The sequence below is a fragment of the Algibacter sp. L1A34 genome (genome assembly GCF_009796805.1).
GTDB lineage: Bacteria > Bacteroidota > Bacteroidia > Flavobacteriales > Flavobacteriaceae > Algibacter.
Window position 1 is genome coordinate 2,869,219 of record NZ_CP047029.1, and the last position, 17,521, is coordinate 2,886,739.

General features: G+C 32.1%; 14 protein-coding genes, 2 tRNA genes and 1 pseudogene. 7 read left to right on the forward strand and 10 right to left on the reverse strand.

Going from position 1 to position 17,521, the window contains the following annotated elements; translation table 11 throughout:
- The first annotated feature begins 40 nt into the window (after window positions 1-40).
- From GQR97_RS12130 to hisS, 3 genes are all read left to right on the forward strand, one after another.
- Complete coding sequence (locus tag GQR97_RS12130; protein ID WP_158848725.1) at window positions 41-916, forward strand: glycerophosphodiester phosphodiesterase family protein; 876 nt, start codon at window positions 41-43, stop codon at window positions 914-916.
- A 40-nt stretch (window positions 917-956) separates the two neighbouring features.
- Window positions 957-1,424 (forward strand): DUF6495 family protein, encoded by a 468-nt coding sequence (locus GQR97_RS12135; protein ID WP_158848727.1) that lies wholly within the window; start codon window positions 957-959, stop codon window positions 1,422-1,424.
- Window positions 1,425-1,497: 73 nt separating this feature from the next.
- The gene (gene hisS / locus GQR97_RS12140) at window positions 1,498-2,868 is read left to right on the forward strand and encodes a histidine--tRNA ligase (protein WP_158848729.1); all 1,371 of its coding nucleotides are present in this window, start codon (window positions 1,498-1,500) and stop codon (window positions 2,866-2,868) included.
- A gap of 69 nt (window positions 2,869-2,937) precedes the next feature.
- Here hisS and GQR97_RS12145 read toward each other — a convergent pair whose 3' ends face one another.
- From GQR97_RS12145 to GQR97_RS12160, 4 genes are all read right to left on the reverse strand, one after another.
- A complete protein-coding gene (locus GQR97_RS12145) occupies window positions 2,938-5,613 on the reverse strand; it encodes a LamG-like jellyroll fold domain-containing protein (protein WP_158848730.1) in 2,676 nt (891 codons plus the stop codon).
- 543 nt (window positions 5,614-6,156) lie between these two features.
- The gene (locus GQR97_RS12150; RefSeq protein ID WP_158848732.1) at window positions 6,157-7,176 is read right to left on the reverse strand and encodes a UDP-glucose--hexose-1-phosphate uridylyltransferase; all 1,020 of its coding nucleotides are present in this window, start codon (window positions 7,174-7,176) and stop codon (window positions 6,157-6,159) included.
- A gap of 23 nt (window positions 7,177-7,199) precedes the next feature.
- A complete protein-coding gene (galK, locus tag GQR97_RS12155) occupies window positions 7,200-8,348 on the reverse strand; it encodes a galactokinase (RefSeq protein WP_158848734.1) in 1,149 nt (382 codons plus the stop codon).
- Between the two features lie 17 nt (window positions 8,349-8,365).
- Window positions 8,366-9,244: an aldose 1-epimerase gene (locus GQR97_RS12160; RefSeq protein ID WP_158848736.1), complete on the reverse strand. Its 879-nt coding sequence runs from the start codon at window positions 9,242-9,244 to the stop codon at window positions 8,366-8,368.
- Between the two features lie 163 nt (window positions 9,245-9,407).
- Here GQR97_RS12160 and GQR97_RS12165 point away from each other — a divergent pair.
- A pseudogene (locus GQR97_RS12165) lies at window positions 9,408-10,993 on the forward strand (solute:sodium symporter family transporter).
- 142 nt (window positions 10,994-11,135) lie between these two features.
- Here GQR97_RS12165 and GQR97_RS12170 read toward each other — a convergent pair.
- Window positions 11,136-11,208, reverse strand: a tRNA-Lys gene (locus GQR97_RS12170).
- Window positions 11,209-11,360: 152 nt separating this feature from the next.
- Window positions 11,361-11,433 (reverse strand) — tRNA-Lys (locus GQR97_RS12175).
- 142 nt (window positions 11,434-11,575) lie between these two features.
- On the opposite strand from GQR97_RS12175, the gene GQR97_RS12180 reads away from it, so the two are divergent.
- Complete coding sequence (locus GQR97_RS12180; protein WP_158848739.1) at window positions 11,576-12,097, forward strand: shikimate kinase; 522 nt, start codon at window positions 11,576-11,578, stop codon at window positions 12,095-12,097.
- Here the strand turns inward: GQR97_RS12180 and GQR97_RS12185 are convergent.
- A complete protein-coding gene (locus tag GQR97_RS12185) occupies window positions 12,089-12,592 on the reverse strand; it encodes a phosphoribosyltransferase domain-containing protein (RefSeq protein ID WP_158848741.1) in 504 nt (167 codons plus the stop codon). The two genes, GQR97_RS12180 and GQR97_RS12185, sit on opposite strands and share 9 nt — an antisense overlap.
- A 115-nt stretch (window positions 12,593-12,707) precedes the next feature.
- Window positions 12,708-13,094: an RNA-binding S4 domain-containing protein gene (locus GQR97_RS12190; RefSeq protein WP_158848743.1), complete on the reverse strand. Its 387-nt coding sequence runs from the start codon at window positions 13,092-13,094 to the stop codon at window positions 12,708-12,710.
- An 89-nt stretch (window positions 13,095-13,183) separates the two neighbouring features.
- Here GQR97_RS12190 and GQR97_RS12195 point away from each other — a divergent pair, with 89 nt between their 5' ends.
- On the forward strand, window positions 13,184-14,161 hold the full coding sequence (locus GQR97_RS12195) for an FKBP-type peptidyl-prolyl cis-trans isomerase (protein WP_158848745.1): 978 nt from the start codon (window positions 13,184-13,186) through the stop codon (window positions 14,159-14,161).
- A 39-nt stretch (window positions 14,162-14,200) separates the two neighbouring features.
- Here the strand turns inward: GQR97_RS12195 and GQR97_RS12200 are convergent, their stop codons facing one another.
- The gene (locus GQR97_RS12200; protein ID WP_042504819.1) at window positions 14,201-14,455 is read right to left on the reverse strand and encodes a DUF1456 family protein; all 255 of its coding nucleotides are present in this window, start codon (window positions 14,453-14,455) and stop codon (window positions 14,201-14,203) included.
- A gap of 525 nt (window positions 14,456-14,980) precedes the next feature.
- On the opposite strand from GQR97_RS12200, the gene GQR97_RS12205 reads away from it, so the two are divergent.
- Entirely contained in the window at window positions 14,981-15,394 is a 414-nt protein-coding gene (locus GQR97_RS12205) for a TerB family tellurite resistance protein (protein ID WP_158848746.1), read from the forward strand.
- Between the two features lie 100 nt (window positions 15,395-15,494).
- On the opposite strand, the gene uvrB is transcribed toward GQR97_RS12205, so the two are convergent.
- Complete coding sequence (uvrB, locus tag GQR97_RS12210; RefSeq protein WP_158848748.1) at window positions 15,495-17,498, reverse strand: excinuclease ABC subunit UvrB; 2,004 nt, start codon at window positions 17,496-17,498, stop codon at window positions 15,495-15,497.
- Between the last annotated feature and the right edge of the window lie 23 nt (window positions 17,499-17,521).

The window sequence follows — 17,521 nt, forward strand, 5'->3', positions numbered from 1 at the left end:
TGCGCTCCTTAACTAAGGGGCGCTTTTTTTTATGTATAAAATGAAATATATAGTAATACTTTGTCTTTTTTTAGCGAGTTTCTCGTGTAAAGAAAAGACTGAAAAACAAACAGAAACCAATAACAAGTCGGTATTAGTAAGTCGGTTTGCTTATCAATCTAATAAAGCACCAATTATAAGTGTGCACAGAGGTGGAAAGTCTATAGAGAACTATCCCGAAAACTGTTTAGAAACCTTAAAATACATAAACGATAGTATTCCTGCTGTTTATGAAATTGATATCGCTAAAACTAAAGACAATGTACTAGTTTTAATGCACGATAATAGCTTAGGTAGAACATCTACAGGCGAAGGTGATATTACAAATTATACCTATCAAGAATTATTACAGTATAATTTGGAAGATGATTTTGGTAACGAAACTACTTTTAAAATTCCGTTGTTTAAAGATGTGCTCCTTTGGGCGAAATCAAATAATGTGATATTAACTATTGATATAAAAAAGAGTGTTTCTGTAACACAAGTTGTAGCCTTAGTTGAAGAAACTGGAGCAGAAGATATTTCGGTTATTATTACTTATGATATGAAACAAGCTAGTGCGGCATATAAAGCGTCGACAGATTTGTTGTTATCAGTTTCGGCTAGAAATGAAGAGGAACTAGATTGGTTGTTACATTCCGAAATTCCAACGGAAAACATGATTGCTTTTACAGGTACACGATTGTCATCGGAAGCATTTTATAAAAAATTACACGATTTAGGAATAACCTGCATGCTAGGAACTTTAGGAAACTTAGATAAGCAAGCGCAAGCCAAAGGTGACCATCTTTATCAAAAATGGGTAGATATGGGTGTTGATGTTATTGCAACAGACAGACCATTTGCGGCCGCAGCAAGTTTAAATATTACAAAATAAAACATATAATTCTCCTTGATTCGGGAATAAAAAGATTTTCATGAAATATTCAAGATTAACAAAAGAACAGTTTGAAGAATTACACCAAGAGTTTATAAACTTTTTGGCAACGCAATCGGTTACTGCCGATGAGTGGACCAACCTAAAAGAAAATAAACCCGATTTAGCAGAAATTGAACTCGATGTGTTTAGCGATTTAATCTGGGAAGGCGCATTAAACAAAGCGGAATATCTTGAGCATTTTGCACCGCAACACATGTATTTATTTTATTTAAAAGAAAAAGAAATGCATGCTATTGTAGTTAACGTGAAAAATGATGTTGATATAACTACACAAGAAGGTTATGATTGGCTTCGTGAAAATTTAATGGACGAAAATGTCGAGTTTTTACAAGCAGATAAAGCATACTCCGATGATAAAAATTTAGATAAGTTTAAAATGATTGAGCAAGGTGCTTCTATTACTAAAGGTGAATTGTATCAGTATTTTTATAAGTTGATTAATTAATATTTTCAATTAAATTTTATTTTAGTTGAAGAAATAAATAATAAAAAACAATCCTGTTATAGGTAAATTAAATATGGCTCAAAAACCAAGCATACCAAAAGGAACAAGAGATTTTAATCCAGAACAAGTAGCAAAACGAAACTATATTTTTAATAGTATTCGTGGTGCTTTTGAAACCTTCGGATTTCAACCTATAGAAACGCCAAGTTTTGAAAACTCCGATACCTTAATGGGGAAGTATGGAGAAGAAGGTGATCGTTTGATTTTTAAGATTTTGAATTCAGGTGATTATTTAAACAAGGCTAACGGGCAAGCTTACGCTGAAAAAGATTCAACTAAATTAACCTCTAGCATTTCAGAAAAAGCATTACGCTACGATTTAACCGTGCCTTTTGCTAGATATGTGGTACAACATCAAAACGAGATTGAATTCCCTTTTAAGCGTTATCAAATACAGCCTGTTTGGCGTGCAGATAGACCTCAGAAAGGTCGTTTTAGAGAGTTTTTTCAGTGCGATGCCGATGTTGTTGGTTCTAAATCACTTTGGCAAGAAGTGGAGTTTATTCAACTTTACGACACCGTTTTTTCAGCATTAAAACTAGAAGGCGTTACTATTAAAATTAATAACCGAAAAATACTTTCAGGTATTGCAGAAGTTATTGGAGCTAGCGATAAATTAATCGATTTTACAGTAGCTTTAGATAAGCTTGATAAAATAGGCGAGGAGAAGGTAAAAGAAGAAATGCGTTCTAAAGGAATTTCAGAAGAAGGTATTACAAAACTTCAACCGTTATTCACCCTTTCAGGTGATTTTGAATCTCAAATTGAAAGTTTAAAATCAATCTTAAACACTTCCGAAGAAGGAAAAAAAGGTATTGAAGAATTGGCTTTTATTAATGAAGCTATTTCAGAATTAGGTTTAAAAACAGCAACTTTACAACTTGATGTTACTTTAGCAAGAGGTTTAAATTATTATACAGGTGCTATTTTTGAAGTGGCTGCGCCAAAAACCGTGAGCATGGGCTCTATTGGTGGTGGTGGCCGTTACGACGATTTAACCGGTATTTTTGGGATGAAAGATGTTAGTGGCGTGGGTATTAGTTTTGGATTAGATCGCATTTATTTAGTACTTGAAGAGTTAGGTCTTTTCCCAGAAACGGTATCAAAAAATATAGAGGTTTTATTTATCAATTTTGGAGATAAAGAGGCGCTGTTTAGTTTAAAAGCTATTAAAACCTTAAGAGCAGAGGGTGTTAATGCCGAGCTTTACCCTGATGCAGCTAAAATGAAAAAACAAATGAATCACGCTAATAAACGAGCTATTCCATTTGTTGTTTTAGTAGGCGATGAGGAAATGGAATCTAATACATATACGTTAAAGAACATGGTTTCTGGCGAACAAGACAAAGTGACTTTGGAAACTTTAATTTCTAAAATTAAATAGTTTCCAAAGCCACTCTGGTTTAATTATTATAAAACAATATTGAAAGAACAATGGTGTTAATAAGGTATCTTATTGCACCATTATTTTTTTAGAGATTTTTCCAAATTCGGTATTCACGCTAAGAATATATATTCCAGATTTTAATTGTTGGGTTTTATATTCTAAATGGTTATTACTAGTTTCTGTTTTAATTTCAACAATATTTTGACCTAATACATTGTATAATTCTACAGTTTCAATATGTTGTGATTTTGGGTTTTCAACAATAATTTTGTTTTCTGTATTAGTGTATGATATTGCAACGTTGTCGTTGTTAAAATTATTTGTAGCTAACGTAACTTGTTCCGAGAAGGTGATTTCAAATCGGTTTAAATATTCGCCTGCAGCTAGGGAAATATTGTAATCGCCTTCTTTTAAATTATGACTAATATTTAATTCTTTATCGTAAAGATAGATGTTTAGGCCTTCAGGGAAGTTTTCTAATTTATCTATGCTAATTGTATTTACTCCAGCAGTTTTTGTATGAATGCCTAACGGAATTTTGGTAGCTTCATCTATCATATCAATAGCTTGAATACCAAATTTGTCATCACCAATTAACCAATACATATCATCTGATAGTTGATCGATATCTTGGGCATCAAATCCCGAATCGTAACCTGAAGTAGCATGCTCATCTGCCGTTACTAAAAGTTGTCTGTGAATTTGGTTTACAGAGTTAAAACCAATTCTAAGTTTTGGTCTTGTATCATCTTCTGCAGCTATTTTAGTATGTGATGATTTAGCAGATGTATTGTCTGAATTGTTTTCTATATGAAATGCACGTTGTCCATTATTAAAATTTATCTCGCCCGTAGTTTCCGCCATCATAAAGAAAGCTTGACCAACTGGAATATATTGTTTAGGCGTTTTTAAACTTAAAACGTCTTCTGTTGTTTCAGGATTGTTATCACCTACCCATACTGCTGGAATACCACCAGCAAGAGAATATGTTGCGTAGCCACCTTGGAATTCGCCAGAACTATGTGTGCCTCCACTGTAATGTTCTTTAAAGTAAATAATACCTGTTGTAACTCCAGAATTAGATTCACTATTATCCAATATAAATTGTTGTGCATCAATAGGAGAAGGATATGGGTTACCAACTAAATATTCGTTTCCGGCATAAACAGGAATATTTATATCACCATTATTTGGTTTGCCTTCAATTTTATAATCTTGTAATGTTTTTTCGGTTCCAGTTCCTGTCCCTTTCATGGTAAAGCCTTCGCCTGCTTTTAGAGTTCCTGTGCATCTTACATGTTGCCAAATTGGAGTATCGTAGTTTATTAAGTTGCAATATTTCCAAATCCAGTAATCAGCAATAGATGTTTCTGTTCCGTTATATCCTGATCTTAAAAAACTTACGTTTTTAATAATATCTGTTAATTTATAATTATTGTTGTTTGTTAAGTTATTAGTTTGCCCAACAGGAGACGACCAGTAATTGTAGGTGTAAATATCATCTTCAAGTTGTTTGTTTAGTAATATTTTACCTTGGCTAGATGGGGCTAAGGTACTTTGTAAACCTTGTACTAATTGAGATTTTCCTTGTAGGTCTATTATGCCGTTTAAATTTAAATACCAACTAATATTTAATTCAGAGTTATTTCTAACAGTATAAGTAATAGGGTTTAAGTTAGCATCTTTATTATCGATAATTAAGCCCAAATGCTTTTGAGAATTAGCGTAAAACACATCGTTGTGTTTAATGTTTACAATAGACCAATCGAAAGTTAAAGCATCTACTCCAGAAATACCTTTGTTAAGGTTGCTTATAGCCGTTTCTAAAGAGCCAGATTGAGTTGTTATAAATGGTAATGGCGCCGATTGTTCGTTAATTATTTCAATATTATGAATTTTTGCGTGTGCAGTATTATCGTTTATGGTTTTAGCAGAATCGAAAAGCATATTGTCTTCAATAATATCCATACGGTAATATCTTTTCAAGCTTTCCCATTGCAAAGGAGTTGATGTGTTTGTTACAGCATCAAAATCTGTAATGTTTTTTGGTAAGGCACTACCTTTCACAATACCGTTATTGTCTTCTATTTCTTGGTAAATCATTTTCTGAAGTTCATCAGAGGAAAGCGCTTTATTAAATAAACGAAATTCATCTAGAGCACCATGAAAATAATTACTGCTATTATCAGGATATTTACCGATAGTAAAACTTGAAGTATCACGTTTTATACTAGTAGAAGCCGTTAATCTCGATGCTTCCACTTGTCCGTTAATATATAAATTAAAGGAATTTGGCTTGTGTGTGATAGTAATATGATACCATTGATTAGGATTTAAAAGTGTTTTACTTGTTAGGGTTTTTGAATTAGCGAAAGCAGAAACGCTTTTATTGGCATTAAGTTGAAGATAAAATATTCTTTGACCAGCAATGATTTGAATACCTGTTGATGCATTGTCAATTTTAACCCAAGTCATTAAAGATACTTCTTCCCATGAGTTTATTACGGCAGGTTCTGAGGCATAATCATCTAGGCCATCAAAATAGAGTTCAAATTTTCCATTTAGGTTAATGGATGGATTTACAGTTGTTAAATTATTTTCGGAAGCAGTATTCGAAATATTTTTAGCAATGCTGTTTGTTAAACAAAATGCATTTAAGTTTTCTGGTAACGCGACTGCATATATTGCTATTAGAATAATAGTGTATTTTTTTAACCAGCTTGATTTGAATGTCGTTTTCATAAGTAGAGCATTTTTATCGCTATTAAATCCTTAGGGAGATTATTTTGGAGTTAATTAAGGTAACTCGGTTTAGCTTTTTATCAGGGTTTGGGGTCAATATTTTGGAATTATATACGCTTTATAAAAGCGATAACTAAGTTTAATAAAACGTTAGTTTTTTTTATTAGTTCTTATGTTTTAAATTTTTGAGCCATATTATATATGTTTTTTACTATGTGTTGCATTTTTCTTACTTCAAACATAGTTAATATTCTATTTACGACGTTTAAATGTAGAAATAATCGATGAAATACATTTCATTTAAAAAAATATAACCGTTGAAATACTCTTTTTGTCGTTAAAGTGTTTTTTGTGTTGAAAAAATATGTGTTTTTGACTACACAAATAATTACAATATTTTGGAGGAGTAAAGCTTGAAAAAAGGAGTTGTTAATAATTTATGTAAGGGAAAGATAGTGGTGAGTTTAAAACCACTTTATGTTATAAAAAAAGCCTTTACAATTTTGTATTGTAAAGGCTCTATTTGGAAGATTTTAAATTTATTTATAGTAAATCACGAAGCATTTTTACGGCGCTTTCTGCTGTAATATCACGTTGCGGTGAGCCAAACATCTCGTAACCCACCATGAATTTTTTAACGGTTGCACTGCGTAATAATGGCGGATAGAAGCTCATATTCCAATGCCAGTGATCATTTGCTTCTCCATCTGTAGGAGATTGATGAATACCACTAGAATATGGGAATGAGGTATTAAACAACTTATCGTAAGCTTTGGTTATTACAGAAATAGCTTCAGCATAAAGCAAAGTTTCGTCTCCTGATAATTCTGAAATATTTCTTTGATGTTTTTTAGGAACAATCATAGCTTCGAAAGGCCATACAGCCCAAAACGGAATCAATACAACAAACCCATCGTTTTCAAAAATAATACGTTCTTGCTTTTCTAATTCTTGTGTTAAATAATCGCCTAAAAGACTGGTTTTGTTCTTGTTAAAGTGATTTAGTTGCTGTGTGTTTTTCTTATCAACTTCGTTTGGCAGCGTAGTTTGACTCCAAATTTGACCATGTGGATGTGGGTTACTGCAGCCCATTACAGCGCCTTTATTTTCAAAAATTTGAACGTAATTTATTAAATCAATTGCAGCGAGCTCATTGTATTCGCGTTGCCAAGCTAAAACCACTTTCTCAATTTCACTAGGCGTCATATCTGCTAAACTCTTTGAGTGATCTGGGCTAAAGCACATAACTTTACATATACCTTGCTCGCTTTGTGCTTTTAACAAACCATCTTCCACTTTAAAAGCTTTAGAGTCGGTTTGCAACGCGGCAAAATCGTTTGTAAAGACAAAAACATCATCGTATTTCGGATTTATTTCACCATTTATTCTTTTATTTCCTGCACACAAATAACAGTTTTCATCGTATGATGGACGCACTTCGTTATTTACGGTTTCGTTTTGCCCTTGCCAAGGGCGTTTAGCACGATGAGGAGAAACTAAAACCCATTCTCCTGTTAAAATATTATAACGTTTATGCGAAAAATCTTGTAAATCATTGGTCATTTTAATGTCTGTTAAATTTCAAATTATTTTATAAGATGTGTGCCATCTGAAAGTTCTACAGTATAGATAGAACAGTCTTTATCGAACTCATTTTTATAGGCTTTTGCTACCGAAGTTTTAAAACCTTCAACGGCATCTTTTGCTATTAAATTAATAGTGCAGCCACCAAAGCCACCACCCATCATACGTGCACCTAAAATATCTTTATTTTCTTTGGCTCTTTCAACTAGAAAATCTAATTCAACACAACTTACTTTATATTGGTGTTGTAAACCATCGTGTGAGCCATAAATTAACTTTCCTAATGTTTCTAAATCGCCATTTTGCATTGCTACAGAAGCATTTTCGGCACGTTTATTTTCTTGAATTACAAACAATGCTTTTTGATAGTTTACTGGTGTTACTTTATCTTTTACTTTTTGTAAATCGATTTCAGTGGCATCTCTTAAAGCTTTTATGTTTAACATTTTAGAAATACTTTCACATACCGATCGTCTATCATTATAAGCACTATCAGACAAGCTATGCTTCACGTTTGTGTTAATTAGCATCAGTTCATGATTTTTAAAATTAATTTCAAAAGGTTTAGCTTCTATCGAACGGCAATCTAAAAGTAAGGCATGGTTTTTAATACCGAACATACTCGCGTATTGATCCATAATACCGCAATTAACGCCCACATAATTATGTTCTGCTTTTTGCGAAATAAAAATCATTTCAGTTTTGGTTAATCCCAAATTAAAAAGTTCATTTAAACCAAAAACTACGCTATTTTCTAAAGCAGCAGAAGATGACATACCTGAACCTGAAGGGATATCACCACCAAAAACCATATTAAAATTTTCTATAGTTTTCCCCGATTTTTGAATTTCAGCAATAACACCTAATACATAATTTCCCCAACTTTCTTTATCCATAGGAGCAATTGAGTCGATTGAAAACTCAATAGTATCATTAAAATCTGAAGCACAAACTGTTGATGTATTGCCTAAGTTTTTACCTATAGCAGCAATAATACCTTTGTTTACGGCAGCAGGAAACACAAAGCCGTCGTTATAATCGGTATGTTCGCCAATAATATTTATTCTACCAGGTGAAAAAATCATTAGAGGTTCTTGATTAAATTTATCAAGAAAATCTTGTTTAATGTTATTTACTAAAGTGGTGTTCATAATTTAGTGGTATTATGTTAGTTTAGTTTAAGGTTCCAGTTTAACTGATATGTTTCTTTTGGGTTTAAAGTTTTTAATCCTATTTTATTATTAAAACTATCTGATACGCCTGTTGTTGGTTCTATGGCGATTACATTGGCTAGAGGAGGTGTGTAGGCTTGCAGAAAGCTATCTTTTTCAGTTGAATTAATAACTAAGTTGTACTTAGGCGTTGTGAAAACAACTTTAGTTTTATCTAATTGCCAGCAATCATCAAGTTGTTTATCTTTTATTTTAATTTCAGAATTATCAGGGTTGCTTATCGTTCCGGTAGTTATCATACGTTCGCTAAAAGCCATTTTTTTAGAACTTTCAAAAGCTAGTGAGCTTTCATGCAAATTGTTGCTTAAAAAATAAGGATGCCAACCTAGCGTAAAAGGAAACGCCTTAGCATCGGTATTGATAACGGTAACATTTAAATCTAATGAGGTTTCTGTCAATATGTATTCTAATTGAATTGAATAGGTGAATGGAAAGCCATCGGATTTTTTATCTTCCTTATATAATAGTTTTACAGATGCGCTATCTTTAGTTGAAACTTCATCTATGACTTTAAAGGTTTTATTGAAAACTAAACCGTGTAATGCGTTATTATTTGGAACTTCATTAATTGGAAACTTATAATTTTTATCTTCATAAGAATAAGCACCATCTTTTATTCTGTTCGCAAAAGGAAAAAGAACGGAAGAGGCATAGGTGTTTTTATATTCTAAAGGGCTTAGGTCTTTTATTAAAGTGTTCCCAGAAAGGATTAATTTTTGTAGACTAGCGCCATCATTTATACGGATTTCAGCAAAAACTGTTTTTTCAGAATTCAGTATTTCAATAGTGGTTTTGGTGTGGTTTATTGTGTACAAAATGTTTAGTTTTTTATAAAATTGTTTTACAAATATACGAATTAGACCTTTAAACACAAGGGTTTTTGTTTAAATAAATGTATTTTTTACAAATAATAATAGTTTCTGTATTTATTTTAAATATATTTGGATTTTAAAACAAACTAAACCAAATAAAAGTATGATGCAAATTCTATCATTTTTAGGCTTTACGGTCTTGGTTGCTATTATATCCTATTTAGCAACACGAAAAACAAACGAAGATTCTTCCGAGGGATATTTTCTAGGAGGAAGAAGTTTAACCGGTGTTGTTATTGCTGGGTCTTTATTACTAACTAATCTTTCTACAGAGCAAATAGTTGGTTTAAATGGATCGGCATATAAGGAAGGTATTTTAGTTATGGCCTGGGAAACCTTAGCCGCCATTGCAATGGTGATAACGGCAGTATTTTTATTGCCAAGATATTTAAAAGGAGGAATAACAACAGTACCACAGTTTTTAGAAAAGCGTTATGATAAAATAACAAAGACCATAACATCAGGTTTATTTTTAAGCGGTTATGTTGTGGTATTATTGCCAATTGTGCTTTATTCTGGAGCCTTAGCAATTAATTCTATGTTTAATGTACCAGATATGTTGGGTGTTTCTAAAACAACAGCACTTTGGATAACCGTTTGGGGCATTGGTATTATTGGTTCTATTTATGCCATATTTGGCGGGTTAAAAGCAGTTGCTGTTTCTGATACTATAAATGCTGTGGGTTTATTAATAGGAGGACTGTTAATTCCGTTTTTTGGATTATTAGCTATTGGAGAAGGTATTGTAGGTGATGGGATTTCTACATTAATGGAAACACATCCTGAGAAATTCAAATCTTTAGGAGGTCCAGAATCGGCTATACCATTCGGTACCATTTTTACAGGAATGATGTTGGTGCAATTGTTTTATTGGGGAACAAACCAAGCTATTATTCAACGAGCTTTAGGTGCCAAAAATTTAAAAGAAGGTCAAAAGGACTATTATTAGCTTCAGGAATTAAAATACTAAGGCCTTTAATTGTTGTGTTACCAGGTATTATTGCTTTTCATATGTTTGGCGGTAACTTAGAGAATCCAGATGAAGCTTATCCAAGACTAGTAACAGAAGTATTACCTGCAGGATTAGTTGGCTTCTTTGCTGCTGTTTTATTTGGTGCTATTTTAAGTTCTTTTAATTCGGCATTAAATAGTTCGGTAACTTTATTCGGGATCGATATTTATAAATCTCACCTTAATAAGGAAGCTACCGAAAAGCAAACTGTATTTGCAGGAAAATCGTTTGGAATAGTACTTGCTATTTTATCTATGTGTATTGCGCCATTAATAGCTAATGCTCCCGACGGGTTATTTGGTTATTTACAAGAAGTAAATGGCTGTTACAGTATTCCTATTTTAACGATAATTGTTGTTGGCTATTTAACTAAATATGTACCAGCAATAGCCGCAAAAGTGGCAATAATATCTGGTGTTGTGTTATATAGTTTAAGTCAATTTGTGATAAAACCGTTTGTTGTAGGTGTCGATAATTATCCCCACTTTTTGCACGTCATGGCTATTTTGTTTGTGCTAAACGTTATTATTATGTTAGTGATAGGTAAGCTAAGCCCACGAAAAGAACCTTTTGTTTTGAAGTTTACTAAGCAAGTCGATATTACACCTTGGAAACATTTAAAATCTGTAGGTATTGTTATCTGTATTATAGTGATTGGTATTTACGTGTATTTCTCGTAGAAAAAATATTCTAGTATAAAGGCGTTCATTTTTAATGGACGTTTTTTTGACTTGATCCCCTTAATCTGTATGTGTAATAGAAATTCTTGAAATCTATAAAAAGCAAAAAACCTTTAAATCAATTGATTTAAAGGTTTTTTTGTGACCGGGCTGGGGCTCGAACCCAGGACCCTCTCCTTAAAAGGGAGATGCTCTACCAACTGAGCTACCAGGTCATTATTTCAAAATAAATGCTAACAGTAATTGTTAGCGGGTGCAAATATAACATCTTTAATTAAAAAAACAATTAAATTTAGAATTAAACTTAAGTTTTTATTAATAAAGTCTAATAAAAAAACCTACAAATCTTTCAATTTATAGGTTTTTGTGACCGGGCTGGGGCTCGAACCCAGGACCCTCTCCTTAAAAGGGAGATGCTCTACCAACTGAGCTACCAGGTCATTATTTCAAAGTTGTTAACATTGCTGTTAGCGGGTGCAAATATAAAACCTTTCTTTAATAAAACAACACTTTTTTTAAATAAATTTCGTTTTTTTGCATCTGTAAATCGTATGTTTTTAAAAATCAATTCTTAACAAAAAAATGATAATAATTTTAATGGGGTATATGGCTTCCGGAAAGTCAACAATAGGAAAGAGATTAGCAAAAAAACTAAATTATGAATTTATTGATTTAGATGATTTAATTGAATCTAAAGAAAACGCATCAGTTTCAGAGGTATTTAAATCTAAAGGCGAAATCTATTTCAGAAAACAAGAGGCGCTTTATTTACGTGAGCAACTTCAAACTAAAGAAAATATTATTTTATCTGTTGGTGGAGGTACACCTTGCTACAGTAATAATATGGATGCAATTTTAAATGAGGTTAACGCAAAAAGTGTTTATTTAAAGGCCTCAATCCCTACGTTAATTGAAAAATTAATGAATAAAAAGGCAACACGTCCGTTAATTGCACATATCGAAACAGAGGAGGATATGGCTGAATTTATCGGTAAACATTTATTTGAGCGTGCTTATTATTATAATCAAGCCAATATTAAAGTGGCTATTGATAATAAATCTAAAAAAGAGGTTACAGAAGAAGTTTTCGATACCTTATTCTAAAACAGCTTCAAAGTTTTTACCTTCTAAAACCACATTTACGTGTTCGTGTAATGAGGTCGAAAGTGAAATCCCTTTATAATCGGCCTTTACAGGATATTTTTTATGGTTTCTATTTACTAAAACGGCTGTTTTAAATTGCTTTAAGGGTACGTTTAAAAAGTGTTTAACACCATAAATTAAGGTGGTTCCGGAGTTTAAAACATCATCTACCAAAACAATAGATTTGTTTTTATAATCTTCGGAATCCATAGATGTTTTTATTTCTTGCCAGGGGTTTTTCTTATCAATAATTACCTTACAAAGCGAAATATTAATATCAGAAATTTTTTGAAGGACTAATTTTAATTTCTTTGCTAAAATATAGCCATTACTGTCTATGCCAGCTAAAATAACCTCGGTTTCGTCCATATTGCTTTCATATATTTGAAAAGCGATACGACGTATTTTATGGTTAATTTCTGTATGGTTTAAAATAATGTTACTTGAGGCAGTCATATTCGGCTAACTTTTTAAAGTATAAAATTAAGTTTTTTATTTGTTTTGGAGCTGTTATTGGTTATTAAAGTTGGTTCTAGAATAGATTATTCTAAACTTTAAAATAGAAAAGACGTTATTCCTCTTCATCAAAAGCAGTATCTTCATTATAACCATCAATATCACGGCGGTCTTTTTTAGTAGGACGACCAACACCTTTTTTACGATAATAATCTTTTGAGTATTTTAAAAGCTCCTGCGCTTCAAACTGTTCCTTAGGCGTTGTATCCGTTCTATATAAATCTACAAGTTTGGCTCCAACACGGCTTGGAGGAATATCGTTAACCTTTAATTGGTAATTTATTTGGTTTTTCCGCAGTTCAACAATATCCTGTGGATATACTTCTCTACTAGGCTTCACTGAGGCTTTATTAATTTTAACTTGCCCCTTTTTACATGCTGTTGTAGCTAGGGTTCTTGTTTTATAATATCTAATACACCACAAATATTTATCAATCCGCATATAATTATTGTAAAAACTTCGTTAATGTTGTTATGCAAGATTATATATTCTTGAATAAAGTGTATCTTGCGCGTCAAAAATACGCAATAATGAGTTTAAGAAAAATAAGTTTTTTAATATTAAGTTTAGTTTTAGTTTTTTCGGCCTGTAAGAAGGATGATGATGCTGATGACGTGGTTGTTGTTGAAGAAAATGATAGAACAGAACAGCAAGTTGAAGATAATGAAGCTTTACTTACGTATTTAGAAAGCCATTACTTTAATGCAAGTGATTTTCAAGGAGAAGATGTAAACCCAAATATTGGTGATTTAGAATTAACAGAATTATTAGATGGTGAGACTTTACCAGAAGGTAGCATTTTGTTAAGTTCTTTATTGAATAATGCCGATGCAGATTTTGTACTAGATGCGAAAGAAGTGGTTTATGCAGAAACTGATTATATTGTATATATTTTACATTTAAATGATGGTGGTGGCGATGAATCTCCTAACTTTTGTGATGATGTGAGAGTGAGATATGAAGGATCTGGACTTGATGGTACTGTTTTCGATAGCGCTGTTAACCCTGTGAATTTAGATTTAATAGATTTAATTCCGGCTTGGAGAAAAGTTTTAACCGACTTTAATTCAGCTGAAACTATTGCAGATGCAGCAGATGGCACTGTAGCTTACTCTAACCATGGAGCGGGCGTTATGTTTCTTCCTTCAGGACTTGGTTATTTTTCTTCTAGTTTAACAGATATTTCAGCTTACTCACCTTTAATTTTTAAATTCGATTTATTGCAGACTACTGTAAACGATCATGATTTTGATGGTGTACCATCTTATCTTGAAGATTTAAATGATGATGGTGAATTTATAGTTAATTATGATGATTTAGAAGATACTACAGACGATGATACTGATGGTGATGGAACACCTGATTATGCAGATACAGATGATGATAATGATGGTGTTTTCTCTATATATGAAGATATAGATGAAGATGGTAACCCAGGAAATGATATTGGTGCTAATGGCATTGCAAAATATCTAGATATTACAGAAACAGAATCTAATCAAGATTAATTAGATTTTTAATTCATAAAAAAAAGGAGTAGCTAATCGCTACTCCTTTTTTTGTGGTTTCTTTTCTCCTTTTTTAGGCATTGGGCCGCGTAAATGAATTACTAATCCGTTAAGGAAATTACGTAAAACTTGATCGCCACATTCCATGTATTTTGGATGATCATCACGTCTAAAAAAGGCTCCTAGTTCACTTTTAGAAATTCTGAAATCTACAAGTTCCAAAATTTTTACAATTTCATCATCACGAAGCTTTAGAGCCACGCGTAACTTTTTTAAAATATCATTATTTGTCATATTTTCAATAGCAATTGCTGTTTTTATAAATTGAAATAGGCTTTAAATCGTCCTTTTGTCGATAATCGTAAAATTAAGATATTAAAACTTAAGTTAACTTAATATTTTAAATAGAATTTTTGTTAGTGTTTCTTACTTAATTTACAAAAAAGGCTGTTTTAAAGAGGAATTCAACCAAAAGGGTGCATTTCATCGATTCTGATTTTATAAATAATGTAACCTGATGTTTTTTAATTTATTAATAAATAATTTTTATAATAATTTGAAATATTGATAGTTGGCGTTATATGTATAGCGGTTAACACTTATTCTATAAGGTGTTTCGAAAGCTTCTTGAAATTTTTGCTAAAAAGGCTTTAAAAGATAAAATGCGATTTTATTAGATGAAATTTTTTAAAATATTGATGAAATAAATAAAAATCACGATTAAATACCTATGTCTTTTCGATAAGTTACATTATATCCCCGATTAGTTTTTAATCATTCTGTGTAAATTTAGGGTATAACCCTCAATAACAGTTTAAAATGATTAATCGAGCCCAGAAATTGCATCTCCTCTCCGAAATGATTGCTTTTGCAAAGTATGATAAAGATATAAAAAGAATTGAATATAATTTTTTGCTAGGTGTTGCCAAACAATTAGAAATAGCACGCGAAGATTTTGAATATTTAGTAGAAAACCCTATTGATTACACACATTTAAAATCTCATAGCGAGCGTATCGTACAATTTCATAGACTCGTATTATTAATGAATATAGAGCAAGTGCATTGTGATGGTAATAATTCAGCAAGCGTAATCAAATTATATAATTTTGGATTACGAATGGGTTTAAGTCATGAAGCTATCACTAAGGTACTTTATTTAATGGAAAGCTTTCCTAATAAAATAGTACCACCAGATGTGTTAATCGATGTATTTAAAACACAATACAATTAGTCATAATTATAATCCTATTATTTAAGATTTCCAACTAAGGAAAAGCTATTAAGTGTTAATTTTAGTTGAAAAAGTATGGGATTAAGGAAAAGCTAAAGATTTAACCCTTTAGCTTTTCTAGTTTGTCTTGCGAAGCTTTAATTTCATCACGTAATTTAGCCGCAACTAAAAAATCTAAGGCTTTTGCGGCTTCTTCCATAAGTTTCCGTTTCTCTCTTATTTTCTTTTCTAATTCACCTTTGGTTAAATATTCGCTTTCTGGCTCAGCTGCTCTTGCGGCTTCTAACTCATAACTGTATGTGCTTACAGAGTTTTTAGTTAACATATTATCCAAACTCTTATTGAGTGCCGTTGGCGTTATGTTGTGCTTGGTATTGTAAGCTATTTGTTTTTCACGACGGTAATCGGTTTCATCCATCGTTTTTTGCATGCTTTTAGTAATTTTATCGGCATACATTATAGCTTTTCCGTTAAGGTTTCTCGCTGCTCTACCAACAGTTTGGGTTAATGATCTAGCAGAGCGTAGAAAACCTTCTTTATCGGCGTCTAAAATAGCTACAAGCGATACTTCAGGTAAATCTAAACCTTCACGAAGTAAATTTACACCAACTAAAACATCAAATAAACCTTTACGTAAATCCTGCATAATTTCCACACGTTCCAAAGTGTCTACATCACTATGTATATAACGACAACGAATTTGAATGCGGTCTAAATACTTGGTTAACTCTTCTGCCATACGTTTGGTAAGCGTGGTTACTAGAGTACGCTCGTCTTTCTCTACACGTATTTGTATTTCTTCAATTAAATCATCAATTTGATTTAAACTTGGTCTAATTTCAATAATTGGGTCTAATAATCCTGTTGGACGAATAACTTGCTCCACATAAACACCATCGGTTTTTTGTAATTCGTAATCGGCTGGTGTGGCACTTACATAAATTACTTGGTTTTGAATGGCTTCAAACTCTTCAAATTTTAAAGGTCTGTTATCCATTGCAGCAGGTAACCTAAAACCGTATTCTACTAAATTTTCTTTTCGACTTCTATCGCCTCCGTACATGGCATGTACTTGAGAAATGGTTACGTGACTTTCATCTACAACCATTAAATAATCGTCCGGAAAATAATCTAGCAAACAGAAAGGTCTAGTTCCTGGAAGTCTACGGTCTAAATACCGTGAATAGTTCTCAATACCTGAGCAATAGCCTAATTCTCGAATCATTTCTAAATCGAATTCAGTACGTTCTTTAAGGCGTTTGGCTTCTAAATGTTTACCTATTTCTTTAAAATAATCGTATTGTTTTACTAAATCGTCCTGAATATCTGTAATAGCACTCTGTAAAACATCTTGAGATGTTACAAACATATTTGCTGGATAAATTGTGATTTGCTCGTATTTTTCAACAATTTCATTAGTTTGTATATTAAAAGATTCAATTTCTTCAATTTCGTCTCCAAAAAAGTGAATTCTAAAAGCATCATCAGCATAACTAGGAAAAATATCTACCGTATCACCTTTTATTCTGAAATTACCATGTTTAAAATCTGCTTCTGTTCTAGAATATAAACTTTGCACTAAAGTATGGAGTAGTTTTGTGCGCGAAATTTCTTGATCTTGTTTTAATGAAATAACGTTTTTCTGAAACTCTACAGGATTTCCAATACCATAAATACAAGATACAGATGCTATAACAATTACATCACGACGACCAGAAAGTAGAGCAGAAGTGGCGCTTAAACGCATTTTCTCTATTTCTTCATTTATAGATAAATCTTTTTCAATATATACCCCAGAAACAGGAATATAGGCTTCGGGTTGATAATAATCATAATATGATACAAAATACTCTACCGCATTATTCGGGAAAAATTGCTTAAACTCTGAGTATAACTGAGCAGCTAAGGTTTTGTTATGTGCTAAAATTAGCGTTGGGCGTTGTACTTCTTCAATAACGTTAGCAACAGTAAAAGTTTTTCCTGACCCTGTAACACCTAATAAAGTTTGATATTTTTCATCTGCATTTAAACCTGCCGTTAGTTGTTTAATTGCGTTTGGTTGATCGCCAGTTGGCTTAAATTTTGATTCAATCTTAAACTTCATTTTACAAAATTAAGCAAAATAAA

Coding starts and splice junctions, on each gene's coding strand:
- galK (WP_158848734.1), bottom strand. CDS start 8,348: ATGAACACCACTTTAGTAAATAACATTAAACAAGATTTTCTTGATAAA.
- GQR97_RS12145 (WP_158848730.1), bottom strand. CDS start 5,613: ATGAAAACGACATTCAAATCAAGCTGGTTAAAAAAATACACTATTATT.
- GQR97_RS12185 (WP_158848741.1), bottom strand. CDS start 12,592: ATGACTGCCTCAAGTAACATTATTTTAAACCATACAGAAATTAACCAT.
- GQR97_RS12130 (WP_158848725.1), top strand. CDS start 41: ATGAAATATATAGTAATACTTTGTCTTTTTTTAGCGAGTTTCTCGTGT.
- GQR97_RS12205 (WP_158848746.1), top strand. CDS start 14,981: ATGATTAATCGAGCCCAGAAATTGCATCTCCTCTCCGAAATGATTGCT.
- GQR97_RS12195 (WP_158848745.1), top strand. CDS start 13,184: ATGAGTTTAAGAAAAATAAGTTTTTTAATATTAAGTTTAGTTTTAGTT.
- GQR97_RS12200 (WP_042504819.1), bottom strand. CDS start 14,455: ATGACAAATAATGATATTTTAAAAAAGTTACGCGTGGCTCTAAAGCTT.
- uvrB (WP_158848748.1), bottom strand. CDS start 17,498: ATGAAGTTTAAGATTGAATCAAAATTTAAGCCAACTGGCGATCAACCA.
- GQR97_RS12135 (WP_158848727.1), top strand. CDS start 957: ATGAAATATTCAAGATTAACAAAAGAACAGTTTGAAGAATTACACCAA.
- GQR97_RS12190 (WP_158848743.1), bottom strand. CDS start 13,094: ATGCGGATTGATAAATATTTGTGGTGTATTAGATATTATAAAACAAGA.
- GQR97_RS12150 (WP_158848732.1), bottom strand. CDS start 7,176: ATGACCAATGATTTACAAGATTTTTCGCATAAACGTTATAATATTTTA.
- GQR97_RS12180 (WP_158848739.1), top strand. CDS start 11,576: ATGATAATAATTTTAATGGGGTATATGGCTTCCGGAAAGTCAACAATA.
- hisS (WP_158848729.1), top strand. CDS start 1,498: ATGGCTCAAAAACCAAGCATACCAAAAGGAACAAGAGATTTTAATCCA.